The sequence below is a fragment of the Pseudoxanthomonas mexicana genome (assembly GCF_046736355.1).
GTDB lineage: Bacteria > Pseudomonadota > Gammaproteobacteria > Xanthomonadales > Xanthomonadaceae > Pseudoxanthomonas_A > Pseudoxanthomonas_A mexicana_B.
This window is the reverse complement of sequence record NZ_CP157201.1, coordinates 3,063,054-3,079,422: the sequence shown is the minus strand read 5'-3', so window position 1 is coordinate 3,079,422 and position 16,369 is coordinate 3,063,054. Positions and strand designations below refer to the sequence as shown.

At 68.3% G+C, this 16,369-nt stretch carries 13 protein-coding genes; 7 read left to right on the top strand and 6 right to left on the bottom strand.

Annotated features, from left to right (window positions below; genetic code table 11):
* Positions 1-431: 431 nt before the first annotated feature.
* From AAG688_RS14220 to AAG688_RS14205, 4 genes are read right to left on the bottom strand one after another with little or no spacing between them, the layout of a single operon-like run.
* Positions 432-1,607: a Wadjet anti-phage system protein JetD domain-containing protein gene (locus AAG688_RS14220; protein WP_411832890.1), complete on the bottom strand. Its 1,176-nt coding sequence runs from the start codon at positions 1,605-1,607 to the stop codon at positions 432-434.
* Entirely contained in the window at positions 1,594-5,016 is a 3,423-nt protein-coding gene (locus AAG688_RS14215; protein WP_411832889.1) for an SbcC/MukB-like Walker B domain-containing protein, read from the bottom strand. Before AAG688_RS14215 ends, AAG688_RS14220 begins: the two co-directional genes overlap by 14 nt.
* Entirely contained in the window at positions 5,003-5,602 is a 600-nt protein-coding gene (locus AAG688_RS14210; RefSeq protein WP_411832888.1) for a DUF4194 domain-containing protein, read from the bottom strand. Before AAG688_RS14210 ends, AAG688_RS14215 begins: the two co-directional genes overlap by 14 nt.
* Positions 5,599-7,041, bottom strand: coding sequence for a Wadjet anti-phage system protein JetA family protein (locus AAG688_RS14205; RefSeq protein ID WP_411832887.1), 1,443 nt, complete (start codon positions 7,039-7,041; stop codon positions 5,599-5,601). Before AAG688_RS14205 ends, AAG688_RS14210 begins: the two co-directional genes overlap by 4 nt.
* Positions 7,042-7,397: 356 nt before the next feature.
* Between AAG688_RS14205 and rimK the strand changes: the two genes are divergently transcribed.
* From rimK to AAG688_RS14190, 3 genes are all read left to right on the top strand, one after another.
* On the top strand, positions 7,398-8,270 hold the full coding sequence (rimK, locus tag AAG688_RS14200) for a 30S ribosomal protein S6--L-glutamate ligase (RefSeq protein WP_411832886.1): 873 nt from the start codon (positions 7,398-7,400) through the stop codon (positions 8,268-8,270).
* A gap of 302 nt (positions 8,271-8,572) precedes the next feature.
* Positions 8,573-9,256 (top strand): response regulator transcription factor, encoded by a 684-nt coding sequence (locus AAG688_RS14195; RefSeq protein ID WP_411832885.1) that lies wholly within the window; start codon positions 8,573-8,575, stop codon positions 9,254-9,256.
* A complete protein-coding gene (locus tag AAG688_RS14190; protein ID WP_411832884.1) occupies positions 9,243-10,592 on the top strand; it encodes a sensor histidine kinase in 1,350 nt (449 codons plus the stop codon). Before AAG688_RS14195 ends, AAG688_RS14190 begins: the two co-directional genes overlap by 14 nt.
* Before the next feature lie 18 nt (positions 10,593-10,610).
* On the opposite strand, the gene AAG688_RS14185 is transcribed toward AAG688_RS14190, so the two are convergent.
* On the bottom strand, positions 10,611-11,177 hold the full coding sequence (locus AAG688_RS14185; RefSeq protein WP_411832883.1) for a hypothetical protein: 567 nt from the start codon (positions 11,175-11,177) through the stop codon (positions 10,611-10,613).
* Positions 11,178-11,298: 121 nt separating this feature from the next.
* Positions 11,299-12,126, bottom strand: a complete 828-nt coding sequence (gene metF, locus AAG688_RS14180; protein ID WP_411832882.1) for a methylenetetrahydrofolate reductase [NAD(P)H] — start codon at positions 12,124-12,126, stop codon at positions 11,299-11,301.
* Positions 12,127-12,326: 200 nt separating this feature from the next.
* Between metF and AAG688_RS14175 the strand changes: the two genes are divergently transcribed.
* The 4 genes from AAG688_RS14175 (at position 12,327) to AAG688_RS14160 (ending at position 16,344) form a co-directional block, all read left to right on the top strand.
* The gene (locus tag AAG688_RS14175; RefSeq protein WP_411832881.1) at positions 12,327-13,241 is read left to right on the top strand and encodes an alpha/beta fold hydrolase; all 915 of its coding nucleotides are present in this window, start codon (positions 12,327-12,329) and stop codon (positions 13,239-13,241) included.
* A 29-nt stretch (positions 13,242-13,270) separates the two neighbouring features.
* Positions 13,271-14,329 (top strand): sensor histidine kinase, encoded by a 1,059-nt coding sequence (locus AAG688_RS14170; RefSeq protein WP_411832880.1) that lies wholly within the window; start codon positions 13,271-13,273, stop codon positions 14,327-14,329.
* Positions 14,326-15,072: a LytR/AlgR family response regulator transcription factor gene (locus AAG688_RS14165; protein ID WP_411832879.1), complete on the top strand. Its 747-nt coding sequence runs from the start codon at positions 14,326-14,328 to the stop codon at positions 15,070-15,072. The genes AAG688_RS14170 and AAG688_RS14165 overlap by 4 nt, the downstream gene beginning before the upstream one ends.
* A gap of 159 nt (positions 15,073-15,231) precedes the next feature.
* Positions 15,232-16,344 (top strand): HD-GYP domain-containing protein, encoded by a 1,113-nt coding sequence (locus AAG688_RS14160; RefSeq protein WP_411832878.1) that lies wholly within the window; start codon positions 15,232-15,234, stop codon positions 16,342-16,344.
* The last annotated feature ends 25 nt before the right edge of the window (positions 16,345-16,369 follow it).

The window sequence follows — 16,369 nt, the reverse complement described above, 5'->3', positions numbered from 1 at the left end:
GGATCGAGTCTCCATCAACCAGCCGTTGTGATGAGGCGGCTCCTTGGCTGCGCGGACCAGCTGGTAGCCTTCGCTGACTCGTGCTGGACGATTGCATTGCCGGGGTTTCAGCATGTGGTTTAGACTAGTCCAACCGGGAGTCCAGCTCGCACCTGGACAGTCGGGAAATCGTTCTAACTCAATCACTTAGGGGTTGGATTCGATTCCCTTCACCCGCTCCAGTTCAGTATCCACAGCAGTTCCACGGGACTGCCTTGGAAGATTCAGGGAAAAGGAGCTTCGGCTCCTTTTCTCGTTTCGGCAGGTTCCCTTGGAGACCGACCGGCTGTCTGCCGACAGCCCGTGCTTTCGATGCCATTTCTCCGGCGACTATGGTGCCGGAATGGGGCTGGCGCCATTGATTGGGCGCTGCTTCGGTTCCTTCATCGCACTCACGTGGAAGTGGGTAGACGAATGGCGATTCCTTCCTGCTCGATGGTCTGTGGCGGCAGGTCTTGGGAAAGCCGTTCCCAGCCGGCATCGCGGGCGTGCCGCGCCATGCGGGTGCGGGTGGCTTCGGTTGTTTCGGAATACGCTGTCCCATCCAGCTGCTGGACGTCCATCAGCCAGGGGTGAAAGGCATGCCGACGGATACACCTGTTCCTGATGTGGGCTGCAATCCTGAATCCGCCCTGGTCGATGTCGCTCCAGTGATAGACGGGAGTGGATTCCGGCAGGGAATCGAGGATGTTTGCGTAGGCGCGGCACCAACTGGGAGAAGGCATGCCGCCGGTGAAGAGGATCAGGCCAGCGGCTGCGTCCGGATGCTGGCTGGCCAGATGGAAGGTGGTCAGGTTCTCGATGCTCAGTACCCAGGCCGGCGTTCCCGAATATCCGACGACGTGCCGGTTGGAAACGCCGATGAATGGCCAGGCGATCGGGCAGTCCTGCGATGGGCTCAGTTCCAGCCTGCCTGTACCCGCCACCAGGAACGGCTGGGGCTCCTTGAGCAGTCCCAGCTCGCCGAACACTTCTTCCTGCTGCCTTGCCAGGGAGGAGAGGTGTTCGGCGGTGAGCAGGTCGATGTGGCGCGAAAGCGCTTCGATCCGCTTCGTGTCCTGGAACAGGCGGCGGCTGAGGACGCGGACGATCTGGTCGTCGCCCCCTCCCTGCTTCAATGCTTCCAGTACCTGCAGCGCGTCGGCGAAATCACGGGCGCTGTCCGTGCCGAGCCCGCGCGGCGATTTCAGGCGGGTCCAGGCTTCCAGCAGTTCGGCAACGCGCGGATAGCCGGCCAGCCAGGGATCCAGGATGGCCTGCGCGGCCTGCACCGATTCGGACGCGGTGGCGGTGCCGAGGAAGGTTGCCAGCCTGTCCACGTCGCGCAGGCGGACTTTCTCCAGCGGGCGATCCTCGCCTCCCTGCCTGGACCATTCCAGTCCCACGGCGCCAGCACGCTCGGCCGCGATGAAGCGTACGTGGCAATGCTGGCGCTGCTCGTAGCCCTGCTGCCAATACGCCGAGTCCGTGCCGGTGAAAGCCGTCTGGATGGCGCGATCCGAACCACGAAGCCGGGCCCGCTCGCCGCGTCGGAGCAGGTCGGCCAGGACTTCGTCAACCAGCGGCATGCTCGGTTTCCGCGATCTTGCTCATGGCCTGCTCCACCAGCTCCGGATGCAGCAGGTAGTTGTCGCTCTGCAGCAGTTCGCGGGCTTCGTCGAGGACGATGTTGCGGGTCAGCTGGACGGTGCGCGAGCCGTAGCGGGCCATGTCGTAGTAGATGTTCAGGAACGAGGACATCTTGGCCTGATCGGTTTCGGGACCGGCCATGACCAGTTGCAGGCCGAGCGCGTTGAGGTAGTCGGCGGTGGCGCGTACGTTCTGTGCGTCCATCTTCTCGAACGCCTCGTCCAGCAGCATGATGCCGCCGCCAGCGTGGCCGCCGCGGGTCTTGCCATAGGCCGCCGCCAGCGCGGCGCCGAAGATGACGTACAGCGGCGTGCGGTGCTCGCCACCGGAGCCCGGCCCCAGGCGCTTGCTCAGCAAGCCGATGGATCGGTTCTGGGCGAAGATCTCCACGTCGTAGCTGAAGAAGCGCCGGTGATCGTTGAGCGGGCTGGTTTCATGCAGCAGCCCGGAACTGGCGTCGCCTTCGACCAATGCCTTGAACTCTTCCGGCACCTGGCCCGCGCCGCCGAAAATGTCTTCCTCGGCGTTGCCGTGCTCGCGCACGCGCCTGAGGAAGTCATACAGGGCGCGATGCTGTTCGACCGGGACGTACCTGAAGCGATAGCGCTCGCCGTTGCTGAATTCCGGCGCATGCTTCAACACGTCGTTGAGGCCGCTGATCTGTTCTTCGATGGCCTCGAAGCCTTCCAGCAGGGTTTGCGCCACGTCGGTGCGGAACACCTTGACCGCCGCTTCGTAGGCTTCCTGCGACCTGGCCTCCTGCTCGGCCAGTTCCAGGTCTTCAAGGCGTTGCCTGTCCTCGAGGATGAACTTGTAGGCGCGTTCCCACTGATGGCTGGCGATGTCGATGTTCTGCAGCTGGAAGTCGCGGATGTAGAAGCTGAACTTCTCCCAGGCCTCGCGGTCGTGGTTCTTCGCCGCCTCTTCGGCATTGTGGATGGCGACCTGCAGGGCGCGCAGCAATTCGTTCCAGTTCTCGCCATGACGCTCGTCGTAGCGCCCGCGGTGGCGTTGCACTTCGTTGGCGTTGTACAGCGGATGCTGGCGGGTCCTGGCTTCATCCAGCATGGCCAGGCCTTGTCGCTGGGCAAGGCCGTCGATGCGGCTCCTTGCATTGTCCAGTTCGGTTTCCAGCCTGGACCGGAGGCCAACCAGCTTGTTTTCGGTGGCATCCGCCTCGGCGAGCCGCCTGCTGGCGGCCTCGAAACCGGCATTGAGGCCGGTCAGCCGATCCGACTGGGTGGAAACCAGCGCTTCCTGCAGGTCGGACAGTTCGCGGCCGCCGGCCACCGAAGTGGTGAAGAGGGCTTCCAGTCGCGGATAGGTGGTTTCGATGTCCGCAAACAGGGACAGGCGCTGCTCGATGGGAGCGATGAGCTTGACCTGTGCGTCGGCGCGTTCCAGCGCGGCCTGCGCATCGTCATGGGCGGCCTGGGCCGCATGGCGCTGCGCGTCGCTGTCGCCACGGCCGATCAGCAGTTCGTTGCGGGCGGACAGGCGCAGGCGCTCCACGCCGCCGCCGGAGCTGACCATGCCGTCGCTGGAAATCGCCTTGCCGCCGGCCTGCAGTTGTTCGGCGCTGTTGGCCAGGGACAGCTGGCCCAGTTCGCCTTGCAGATAGCGCACGGCGGCCTTGTCCGCGCCATCGATCAGCTGCGCGGCGAACTTGCCGCCGCCCTTGGCGATCCACGGCCTGCCGCGCGAGGGCAGGGCGAGCTTGACCCGGAAGATGCTGCGGGCTTCCTTGTGTTCCTTGTAGACGCGGATGGCGTCCAGCTCGCGTCCCTCGGGGACGAGCAGGGCGTCGACGTGGATGCCCAGGTAGGCCTCCAATGCCGGTTGCCATTGCGGGTCGGCAATCTTCACCAGGTCGCAGATGGGTTCGGCGCCGATGCCGGCGTCGGCCAGCAGGCGCTGCAGGGCCAGCACTTCGCGGCGCAGCGGGGTGAGGCCGCGCTGCGTCCGCTCCCGTACGGTCTTCGCGTCGCGCAGTTCGTCCCTGGCCTTCTCGGCGTCGCGCTCGGCCGCGGACAGGGCCTTGTTGACCAGGCTGCGCAACTGGACCATCGATTGCATGGCCGACTGGAGGGCGGTCGGTTCGGGAGCGTGCAAGGCATTGGCCTGTTGCTGCAGGCCGAGCAACTGGGTGATGGCGTCCTCGAAGCTGGCCTGGTGGTTGGCCATCGCCGGCAATCTTCCGGCCGAGACGGCGGTGTCCAGCGCCAGTTTCAGCAGTGCGTCCAGTTCCTTGCGCGTGCTGGCGTGCCGGGCTTCCCGTTCTTTCAGGCGTTCGGATTCGCCGGCCTGTTTCAGGTATTCCGGATCTGTGTGCAACAGCCGCAGGGCACGGTCGCGTGCTTCCTGCGCCTGGCTCTTTTCGGTCGCGGCACGACCGAGATCCAGCACGGCCGTTTCCCGTTGCCGGCCCAGCTCGTCGGCCTTGTCCTGTTGCTCGCCCAGTTCTTCGGCGATGCGTTCGGTTTCATAGAGTGCGCGCAGTGCGTTCAGGTTGGCGTGCGCGGTGCGTTCGCGCCTGACCAGGGCGTAACGGTCGGCCACGGCGCTGGCGCGTTCGATGCGATCGACCAGGCGGCGGATCATCTCGCGCACGTCGCGGAACTGCTCCAGGCGCGTGCGGAACCCCTTCACGTTGGTCAGGCGCTGCTCGACAAGATGCTGGCGCAGGGTTTCGTCGAGATCGTCCACGTCCTTGTTGAGCTTGAGCGAGCGGGCGAAGGCCGAGCGGATGGCGCGGGTATTGGGGCGTTCGCCCGGCGAGGCCAGGTGGCCGACGAAGAGCTGGCGCAGGAACTCCTCGCGGTTCTGGGTGAACACCGGCGTGGTGCCGGCCAGCGTGCACAGGTCCTTGGCGATGTGCTGGAACTTGCGCCAGGGCAGGATCGTTTCCCTGTCGGCCTCGGGATCGACGTGGTCGCGGGTGGCCAGCGCCACGCCGGGCAGGATGTAGAGGCTGTTGAACGTGTGGTCCGGGTCGTCGGCACTGGCCGCAAGAGATACGCCGGCGGTGACCGGGATGTCCGTTTCCGGATCGCGGAACACCAGGTCGATATAGGTGTTGGCCGAGGTGCGGCAGCGTTCGGCATCGCTCTGCCCGTACACGCCCAGGCAGTATTCGCGCAGGGTGCGGGCGCGCTTCTTGCCTTCGCCGGAGGCGTTGAAGTGGGTCTTGTTGCTGTCGGCGGCCAGCAGCACGATCTGGAAGGCGTCCAGCAGCGCGGTCTTGCCGGTGCCGTTGGGACCCAGGAAGGCGGTATTGCCGCCGAGCTGCAGATCTTCGCGTTCGTACAGGAAGTACTGGACCATTCCCAGGGCTTCAAGCTGCTTCATCGGCGTCTTCCTCTTCCGGCGTGTCGGCGTGCGCGGCCAGTTGCAGCAGGGCGGTTTCGCCCAGGACATCGACGATGCCCGGGCGGATGGCCACCTGGAGGCGCTGCTCGTCGCGGGTGTCTTCCAGGCGGGCGATGCCGTAGCGCTTCATCGCCTGCAACTGTTCTTCGAGCAGGGTCCTCGCTGGCAGCTCGCGGTTGAGCAGGTCCTTGTAGGCGCGTTCGAGTTCGATCATGTCGACGAAGGCCTCGCCGGCGACGATCTCGGTGGCGTGCATCTTGTCGTCGTACAGGCGGCGCAGCACCAGCGCCAGGCGGGTTTCGGCCAGGCGCATCTTCTCGGCGACGTACTGGCCGGGCGTGGCCACCACGTAGCCCATGTGTGGGTTATGGGTGATGGTCATGCCGATCTGGGCGAGCAGGGTGTCGTATTCCTTGCGATGCCTGACGATCAGCTCGTAGGCGATGCGGCTGCGCGCATCGCTGGCATACAGCACCTGCTCCATGATCAGCCGGTAGCCGGCCTTCTGGTAATCGCTTTCGTCATGGGTCTGGCTTTGGGCGGCCAGTCGTTCCCAGTGGCTCATCGGGCGCGCTCGCGTTGGATGTGGAACCGAGGATGTTCGAGGTAGGGGTTGCGGGTCGTGCCTTCGGGCAGGAACTCGATGCGCACGCCTTTGAGCATCTGCAGCTGCGGGTCGGAGCGGCGCTGCGAGGGCGGGCAGGCGTCGTGCGCGGCGATCAGCAACAGGCGCTGGTAGCAGCACAGGTCGTTGATCGAATCGATGCCCAGTTCGTCGGAAGTGACGGCCGCGCGCTGGCCCAGGTGGCGCGCCACGTAGTTGGCCAGCTTCACCCTGTCCACCAGGCGGTTGTCGGCCATGCGCTTGCGCAACTGCTCCAGGGCCAGTTCCTGCAGGGTCGGCGGGCGTTTCTCCACTGCCGTGGCCACGGCCGGCCTGCCCGCCGTGCGCGGCTTGGCCAGCAGTTCCTGGCCGGCATGCCGGAAGCCGGAAGCAGCGGGCAGCGCCACGTGGCCTTCGTCCAGCCGGTCGGTGGCCTGCAAGGCGCGCGCCAGCAGCTTGTCCAGCTGCCTGGGGGCGCGCATCTTGTATTCGATGAAGGAAATGGCGCGCTGGTTGGCGTCGCGGATTTCTTCGTCCAGCCTCTGCAACTGTCCGTCCACGTCCTTCAGGCGCATCAACAGGCGGGTGTCGCGTTCGTACAGGAACTCGGCGCGGATGCGGTCGCCGCCCGCCTTCTTTTCCTGGTACCAGGCAATCAGGGCTTCGCGCCGCTCCCCATCGTGCTGGAATTGCAGGGTCATGGCCAGGATCTGCGAGCGGTGCTGCAGCGGGTGATCCTTGGTGCGCAGCTCGCTGTAGTCGGCGATGAAGACCTTCTCGACGTATTCCTCGAAGAAGCCGCGGACGAACTCGCGCGCCGAGGTGCGCTTCATCAGTTCGTCCATCAGGTCCTGGACGCGGCAGCCGGTGTTGGCGATGTGGGCCATGCATTGCTTGGCCTGCTTGGCGGCTTCCGCGTACTGGTCGCCGCTGGCCTCGCCACTGGCCACGGCGCGCAGGTTGAAGTAAATCGAGCGAACCTTGCTGCCGAGGAATTCCGGCTCGTGGCGGGCGAATTCGCACAGCACGGTGTAGAACTGGGCGATGACCGGGCGCACGGTGATCATCTCGGCCACGCCCCGGCGGCGCTGGCTCAGCCAGCCCGATTCGGCCAGGATGCGGACGATCTCGTGCGCGCGGATGGTGAGGGGCGTCTCGAGTTCTTCTTCCCAAGGGTCGTCGGCGGCCAGCAGGGTTTCGATCTTGCGCACGACCACCGGCCTGGGAGTTTCCTCGCCCGGCGAACGGCCTCCATCGCCCCACATCTCATCGATCAGGCGGCACAGCAGGATCCAGTAGCGACGGCCGTTGCTGGCGGCCAGCGGGCGGAACAGCTCGGGTGGCAATCGTTCGAACAGCGGCGGGACGTCGTCTTGTCCCGGTGGATCGGATGGAAGCATTGCTGTCCTGGCAATTCCCCTGTTGCCGTGATTCTAAACAGTTCGGTTTCACCGGTTGAGACAAGCCGCGCTGCCCGGCCAGCCTGCACGAGCGGTGGCTGGGCAGGCATGGCGGGTTCTGGAATGGGTGCGTTGCCGGATTTTCGGTGGCTGGTCTAGACTAGCTTGTCCACCCGTCCATGCGCTGCGCGGGTTCTTGGGAAATCCTTCCGACTCAATGGGTTGAGGTTGAAATTCGATTCCCTTCGCCCGCTCCGCCCGGCCGCGATCCTGCGCCAACGGCGTGAACGCCCCCTCATCCCGGCCGGCATGGCGCAGCCTCGCGGCATGTCGGTCTTCGTTCCCCACGCCGCCGCATGAAACTCGCCATCCTCTCGCGCAACAGCTCGCTGTACTCGACCCGACGGCTGGTGGAGGCGGCGCGCGCGCGTGGCCACAGCGTGCGCGTGCTGGATCCGCTGCGCTGCTACATGCGCATCGCCTCGGACGGTTTCACGATGCACTACAAGGGCCGGCCGGTGTCCGGCTATTCGGCGGTGATCCCGCGCATCGGCGCTTCGGTCACCCGCTACGGCACCGCGGTGCTGCGCCAGTTCGAGCTGATGGGCAGCCACAGCCCCAACCCGTCCGACGCCATCCTGCGCGCGCGCGACAAGCTGCGCGCGCACCAGCTGCTGGCCGCGCAGGGCATCGGGCTGCCGGTGACCGTGTTCGGCGACAACCCGGACGACACGGTGGACCTGCTGTCGATGCTCGGTCCGCCGCCGCACGTCATCAAGCTGACCGAGGGCACCCAGGGCGCCGGGGTGATGCTGACCGAGAAACCCTCGGCCTCGCGCGGGGTGGTCGAGGCGCTGCGCGGGCTGTACGCCAACTTCGTGGTGCAGGAATTCATCGCCGAGGCGGAAGGCGCGGACCTGCGCTGCTTCGTGGTCGGCGGGCGGGTGGTGGCGTCGATGCGCCGGCTGGCGCCGGAGGGCGATTTCCGCTCCAACCTGCACCGCGGCGGCACCGCCGAGCCGGCCGAGGCCAGCGCGGAGGAGCAGGCGGTGGCGGTGCGGGCGGCGCAGGTGCTGGGCCTGGGCATCGCCGGGGTGGACCTGATCCGGTCGCGGCGGGGGCCGCTGGTGCTGGAGGTCAATTCGACCCCCGGGCTGGAAGGTATCGAGGCGGTCTGTGGCCGCGACATCGCCGGCGACATCATCGAGCATGCTGCCGGCCTGGCCTGAACAGGGCGCGGCAGGGGCCTTCACCCCTGTTTAACTTTGTCTTTAACGCGCGTTTAATCGCGCCGTGCGTAGCCTTGGCCGGACCGCAGCTTCGCGTCTTTCCTCCTCGGAAAACACGGAATACGGTAAATCGGGGCTTTACTTGGCCCAAGCGGGCGCCAATCCGCTTGGGCTTTTTTGTGCCATCGCCCGCGACCGGCCCGCGCGGCTTGCCGCCGCGTGGGGCGCTGGCTACATTCACCTTCCCCTCTGCCGGCGGTCAATACGCTGGGCATCCCGTACAACATGGAGACCTGGCGCCGATGCGCATCCTCGTCATCGAAGACAACAGCGACATCGCCGCCAACCTGGGCGACTACCTCGAAGAACGCGGGCATACCGTGGATTTCGCCGCCGACGGCGTGACCGGCCTGCACCTGGCGGTGGTGCACGAGTTCGACGCCATCGTGCTGGATCTCAACCTGCCGGGCATGGACGGGCTGGAGGTCTGCCGCAAGCTGCGCAACGAGGCGCGCAAGCAGACCCCGGTGCTGATGCTGACCGCGCGCGACACCCTGGACAACAAGCTGGCCGGCTTCGATTCCGGCGCCGACGACTACCTGATCAAGCCATTCGCGCTGCAGGAGGTCGAGGTGCGCCTGAACGCGCTGGCGCGGCGCGGCAAGGGCGTGCAGACGCGCGTGCTGGAAGTGGCCGACCTGGAGTACAACCTGGACACGCTGGAAGTGCGCCGGCAGGGCAAGCTGCTGCAGCTCAACCCGACCGCGCTGAAGATCCTGCAGGCGCTGATGGAGGCCTCGCCGGCGGTGGTCACCCGGCAGGAGCTGGAGACCCGCGTGTGGGGCGAGGAACTGCCGGACTCCGATTCCCTGCGCGTGCACATCCACGGCCTGCGCGCGGTGGTCGACAAGCCGTTCGACACGCCGTACATCCAGACCCGCCACGGCATCGGCTACCGCATCGCAGCGCCCGATGCCAGCAGCTGAGCCGTCCCGGCGGCCCCATCGCGCGGTGCGCTTCCGCCGCCGCCTGCGCACCCGCATCGTCCTGTCGTTCGTGCTGCTGGGCACGTTCCTGTCCGCATTCATCGCGGCCGCCACCTTCTACGTGCAGAACCGGGTCGAGAACCGCGTGATCTCCGACACGCTGGTCAAGAACAACGACCTGTACGCCGAAGGGTTCTACCGCGATCCGGACGCGCTGGGCGTGGCGTTCGAGAAGATCCAGGGCCGGGTGTTCGGCCCCGACAAGCTGGACCGGGTGCCGCCGGAATGGCGCGATCTGCCCGACGGCGTGCACGAACTGCGCGCGTCCGATGCCGGCGAGGACGAGCGCATCTACAAGCTCGCGGTACGCAAGGACCCGCAGTACTGGTTCTTCCTGGCCTACGACATCGCCGAGGAACGCGAGAGCCAGAACCGCCTGAAGACCGCGCTGGTGGTGCTGGTCATGCTGCTGAGCGGCCTGTCGCTGGTGGTGGGCTGGTGGTCGGCCTCGCGGGTGATGAGCCCGGTGTCCGAGCTGGCCTCGCGCCTGCGCGCCTATCGCGGCAGCAGCAACCCGCGGCCGCTGGCGCCGCATTTCCCCGAGGACGAGGTCGGCGAGCTGGCCAGGGCGCTGGACGACTATGCCGAGCGGCTGACCGAGGTGGTGCAGCGCGACCGCGAGTTCAACGCCGACGTCAGCCACGAACTGCGCACGCCGCTGGCGGTGATCCGCGGCTCGGTCGAACTGATGCTGTCGCGCCCGGACCTGGACGACAAGAGCCGCGCGCGCATCCAGCGCATCCAGCGCGCCGAGCAGCAGTGCACCGATCTCATCAGCGCGCTGCTGATGCTCTCGCGCAACGAGCGCGGGCACGGCAACACCGATGTCGCGCGCGTGGTCGAGCAACTGCTGGACAGCCATCGCGCGCAGATCGGCGGCAAGCCGCTGGAACTGCGGATGGAGGGCGTGGCCGGGCTGAAGGTCGACGCACCGGAGACCGTGCTGTCGGTGGCGCTGGGCAACCTGATCGGCAACGCGGTCAAGTACACGCCGCAGGGCGAGGTGGTGGTGCGGCTGCTGGAAGACGCGGTCGAGGTGATCGACTCCGGCCCGGGCCTGAGTGCGCAGGACGCGGCGCGGCTGTTCGAGCGTGGCTACCGCGGCACCCATGCCGGCCACTCGCAGGGCGGCGGCATCGGCCTGTCGATCGTCAGCCGGCTGTGCATGCTGTACGAATGGCAGGTCGGCGTGCGGCCGGGCGTCGAGCGCGGCGTGGTGGCGACGCTGCGCTTCGCGCCGGCGCGCGAGGATGCCGGCGCCGCCGCCCGCGCCTGAAGGCGGACGTCGGTGCGGCTACAGGGTGATCCAGAAGCAGCCGTAGCTGCGGCGCAGGCCGAGCGTCGTGCTGGCAGGCGTGCTGCCGTTGGCCAGGGTTTGCTCCAGTCGCAGCGCGATCGGCCGCTGCGGCTGCGTGTGCGGGTAGTAGCCGTCGCGGTTGTCGTCGATGACCTGGCCATGTTGATCGAGCACCGGCGGCGGACGGGGCCGCACCGGCACGATGTCCACCAGCGGCCGCGCGACGATCTTCTCCAACTGGTCGAGAATGCGGTTGGCCGAGGCGTTGGACACCCCGTTCCACAGGTAGATGCTGGACAGGCGGTTGACGTCGCCGGCGGCGACCGCGCCGTTGATCTGCGCGACCAGGTCGCTGAGCGTGCGCGAACAGCCGGCGCGGTAGACCGCCCCGGCCTGCACGGCGGCGGCCGAGGGCAATCGGTCGGTCGCGCCGACGTCCTCGCAGCGCTTGTCGGTGTAGATCGCCTCGCCGGTCGCGCTCATGCAGCGGGTGACGCCCTGCGCGGCCGCGGAAAGCGGCCACAGGCAGCACAGCAGGAGGAAAAGCCGGGGCAGGACGGACATCGCCGACGAGCCTAAACGCTGGGCCGTGGATGCGCCATCGGCAGGGCGTGACGGAGGTCGGGTATCGGGTCGCCGGATGCGGCCTCCGTTCAGGCCGGCGGGCTTGTCGGGCGCCTTCGCTTCAGTCGTCCAGGCGGGCGAGCACGGCCTGGGTCGGGCGCGACAGGTTGAGCGTGTAGAAGTGCAGCGCCGGCGCGCCGCCGTCCAGCAGGCGCCGGCACAGCGACGCCACCACGTCGGCGCCGAACTCGCGCACCGATTCGACGTCGTCGCCGTAGGCCTGCATGCGCTTGCCGATCCAGCGCGGGATCTCCGCGCCGCACTGCTCGGAAAAGCGCCGCAGCTGGGTGAAGTTGGAGATCGGCATGATGCCGGGGATGATCGGGATCTCCACCCCCAGCCTGCGCACCGCGTCGACGAAGCTGAAATAGGCGTCGGCGTTGTAGAAGTACTGGGTGATGGCGGCGTCGGCGCCGGCCTCGACCTTGGCCTTGAAGTGACGCAGGTCGATCAGCGCGTCGTCGGCCTGCGGATGCGTCTCCGGGTAGGCGCCGACCTCGATGCGGAAGGTGTCGCCGTGCTCGGCGCGGATGAAGGCGATGAGATCGGAGGCGTAGCGCAGGTCGCCCGGATGGCCCATGCCCGAGGGCAGGTCGCCGCGCAGGGCGACGATGCGGTTGCAGCCGATGGCGCGGTAGAGCCTGAGCAGCTCGCGGATCTCCTCGCGGCTGCCGCCGACGCAGGACAGGTGCGGGGCGGCGTCGAAGCCGTGGTGCTGCTTGAGGTGGCGCACCGTTTCCGAGGTGTAGCTCAGGGTCGAGCCGCCGGCGCCGAAGGTGCAGGACACGTACTCGGGGGCATGCCGCTTCAGCCGCTCGGCGGTGCGGTCCAGCTGCGTGCGCTGCTCGTCGGTCTTAGGCGGGTAGAACTCGAAGCTGATCTTGGACATCGCGGGTGGCTGGCCGGAAAGTGGATGGATAATATCTCTTTATCGCGATGGATGTGAAGTTTAATGCCCCGGCGCCGTCCATCCCCGCCATCGGCCGCTGCCGGGCCGGCGCGGCCGCTCGTCATGTTTTCCGCCCCGCCGGAGCGCAGGGCGGCAATCTGTCGTCATTCCGGTCCAACCCAAGGAGAGACGTGATGGCGATGTCCCGCAAGATCCCGTGTTCGCGCAAGTTCAACCCCGCCGTGATGCTGGCGCTGCTGGTGGCCGCGGTGACCGCGCCTTCCGGCCGCGCCGCCGAGACGTTCGAAGGCATCTCGGTGGAAGTGGTCGGCCAGGGCAGGCCGGTGCTGATGATCCCCGGCCTGAGCAGCGGCGCCGAGGTCTGGCGCGAGACCTGCGCGGCGCTGCAGCCGCAGGTGCAGTGCCACATGGTGCAGCTGCCCGGCTTCGCCGGCCTGCCGCCGGTGAAGGAGGAGCGCTTCCTGGAAGGCATGCGCGATCGCCTGCTGCGCTACGTCCAGGCGCGTGGCCTGCGCCAGCCGGCGGTGATGGGCCACAGCCTGGGCGGCGTGCTGGCCTTGCAGATGGGCATCGCCCGGCCGCAGGCGGTGGGGCCGCTGGTCATCGTCGATTCGCTGCCGTTCCTGCCGGCGGCGCAGAACCCGGCGGCCACCGTCGAGACGGTCAGGCCGATGGTGGAAGGCATGCGCGCGCAGACGCAGGCCGCCGACGAAACTGCCTATCGCGCCCAATCCGACGCGGTCGCGCGCAGCATGGTGCGCACGCCGGAGCGGGTCGGCACCGTCGCCGATTGGAGCGTGGCCAGTAATCGCGCCACCACCGCACAGGCGATGTACGAACTGATGACCACCGATCTGCGCGGCGAGATCGCCGCCATCCGCTCGCCGACCCTGGTGCTGGGCGCATGGGCGGCCTATGCGCCGCACGGCGCCACCCTGGAGTCGACCACAGCCATCTTCCGCACCCAGTACGCCGGGCTGGAAGGCGTGCGCGTCGAGGTCAGCCAGAGCGGCTACCATTTCCTGATGTGGGACGACCCGCAGTGGCTGCAGGCGCAGGTGCGCGAATTCCTCGCGCTGCCGGCGACGCGCTGACGCCCGCGCCCATCCGGGGAGGAACGGGATTGGACACCGACATCGACAGGCAGCAGCGCCGGTTCTGGGCGATCAACACCGCGGTCTGGGCCGTCTACGTCGCCTTCAACCTGTTCCTCGGCGCGACCTTCTTCGGCTGGTACTCGGGCATGGTGGCGATCAGCGTGATGCTGGGCGCGCTGCTGTGCCTGTCCAGCGGCCTGCTGCGGTGGCGCGCGCTGCGCCACGGCTGGTTGCAGCGCGACGGCCTGGCGCTGGCGCTGCGCCTGTGCGGTGGCGTGCTGGCCGGCGCCACCGCCACCCAGCTCCTGCTGGCGCTGCTGCTGGTGCCGATGATCGGGCTGGGCTGGGTCGAACTGCCGGGCGGGCGCGCCGACTACCGGCCTTCCGCCGCGTTCGGCTACTGGGTCAACACCGCGATCGTGCTCGGCCTGTGGGCGGCCGGCTGGGCCGGCTGGCGCTCGCTGCGACGGGCGCGGCAGAGCGAGCTGGCGCGGCTGAAGGCCGAGTCGGAGCGCCATGCGCTGGAACGCGACGCGCTGCGCGCGCGGCTCAACCCGCACTTCGTCTTCAACGCGCTCAACAACCTGCGCGCGCTGATCAACGAGGATCCGGCGCGCGCGCGGGAGATGGTGACCCGGCTGTCCAGCACGCTGCGGCATGCGCTGGAGCACAACGCGCAGGAATGGGTGCCGCTGGCGGACGAGTTGCAGGTGGTGGAGGACTACCTGGCGATCGAGCAGATCCACTACGAGCAGCGCCTGCGCGTGCGCCGCGAATGGGACGACGCGGTGAGGACGGCGTTGATACCGCCGATGGCGCTGCAACTGCTGGTCGAGAACGCGATCAAGCACGGCATCGCGGTCACTCCCGGCGGCGGCGAACTGACCCTGCGCATCGCCCTGGAGGCGCGCACGCTGCGCGTGGAGGTGGGCAACCCGGGGCGCATCGGGCGCGGCGAATCGGCCGGGCACGGCGTCGGCCTGGCCTACCTGCGCGAGCGGCTGGCGCGCAGCGAGCGGCCCGGCCGCTTCGAACTGCGGCAGCAGGGGACGCAGGTGCTGGCATGCCTGGAGATACCGCAATGAACACGCTGCGCGTGCTGATCGTCGACGACGCCCGGCTGGCCCGGCAGGAACTGCGCACGATGCTGGCCGAACTGCCCGCCGTGCAGTGCGTGGGCGAGGCCGACGACGTGCCGGCCGCGCGCGAGGCGATCGCGCGGCTGCATCCGGACCTGGTGCTGCTGGACATCCAGATGCCGTCGGGCAGCGGCTTCGACGTGCTGGAAGGGCTGGAGCGCGCGCCGGCGGTGGTGTTCACCACCGCCTACGACCAGTATGCCGTGCGCGCGTTCGAGGCCAACGCGCTCGACTACCTGGTCAAGCCGGTCGCGCCGGAACGCCTGTGCGCGGCGCTGGAGCGCGCGCGCCAGCGCGTGCAGCAGGACGATGCTGCCGACGCCGCTGCCGGCCAGCCGCCGCCGCGCGGGATGCTGGGGGCCGAGGACCAGGTGTTCCTGCGCGACGGCGAGCGCTGCTGGTTCGTCGCCCTGGCCGAGATCCAGCGCATCGTCGTCGACGGCAACTATGCGCGGGTGTGGTTCCGCGACCAGAGCGCGCTGCTGGCGCGCAGCCTCAGCGCGCTGGAGGCGCGGCTGGATCCGGCGCTGTTCTTCCGCGCCAACCGCAACACGCTGGTCAACCTGCGCATGGTGCGCGGGGTGGAGCCTTCGATCGCCGACGGCTACCTGCTGCGGCTCAAGGACGGCAGCGAAGTGGAGGTCTCGCGCCGGCAGGCGCGCGAACTGCGCGAGCGGCTGGCGTTGTGAAGCGGGGACGCCTGGCCTCCAAGCTCATGGCGCGGGGCGGCGACGCCGTCATCACGGGCTCCGCAAGGGCAAGGCAGGGGTAAGGAAGCGGGGGCCGCGGCCGATAACCGATTCGGGGGAATGGCCCCTGCCGGGGGGTGGCACATGCGGTTGGTGCCCTTGAACAAGTCGGATATCCAGATCGGGAAGGAGATCCCGTGGAACATCTACGACTGCCACGGCGGCAAGCTGCTTTCCAAGGGCGTGGTGGTGGCTTCCGATTCCATCCTGGTGCGCCTGCTCGAGCGCGGCCTGCGCGATGCCGACGAGGGCGGCGAGGCCGCAAGGCATGCCGCCGACATGCAGGAACCGCCGGCGCCGTCGGTCTTCGACCGGGTGGCGGCGTTGTCGATCGAGCTGAACGCGCTGCACGAGAACCTGCTCAACGGCCGCCAGCGCGACGGCGCTGCCGCGGTCCACGCGCTCGCCGGGCGGCTACTGGCCAGCTACCGCCGCGAGCCCGACGGCATGCTGGCCGCCTTCTACCTCGGCTGCGAGGAGGGCAGCCATGCCGAGCGCATGCTGCACGTTTGCGTCCTGTGCGAGCTGATGGCGTCCTGGGTCGAACCGGAGGCGGCGGCGCGCGCGGCGATCAGTGCCGCCGCGCTGACCTACGACATCGGCATGCACGTGTTGAACCCAGTGCTGAACCGGCAGGCCGAGCCGTTGAGCCAGGCGCAGCGGCGCGAACTGCGCGCGCACTCCGCCGGGGCGGTGGACCTGTTGAGGAATGCGGGCGTTACGGACACGGCGTGGCTGGACATCGTCCACTCGCACCACGAGCGCATCGACGGCAGCGGCTATCCGCGCGGGCTGCGCGGCGATGACATCAGCTGGGCGGCGCGCATCCTGGCGGTGGCCGACATCTACTCGGCGATGATCCGGCCGCGCGCGCACCGCGAGGCGCTCAACGCCAAGGATGCCCTGCGCAGGATCTTCCTCGAGCGCGGCCGGCTCGTCGATCCGGAACTGGCCGCCGTCCTGATCAAGGCGGTGGGCGTCTACCCGCCGGGCGGGCTGGTCAGGCTGGCCAACGGCGAGATCGCCGTCGTGGTCCGCCGCAGCGGGCATGCGACGGCACCGAAGATCAAGTCGGTGGTCGGGATGGATGGGGTGGCGCGCACCCGGCCGGTGTCGCGCGATCCGCAGGATCCCCTGCACGCCATCATCGACGCGGTTCCCTTCAGCCAGTGCCGGTTCGCGATGGCGACGGTCAGGCGGCTGTGGGAATAGCGATGCGGGGCGCGACGGGAACCCG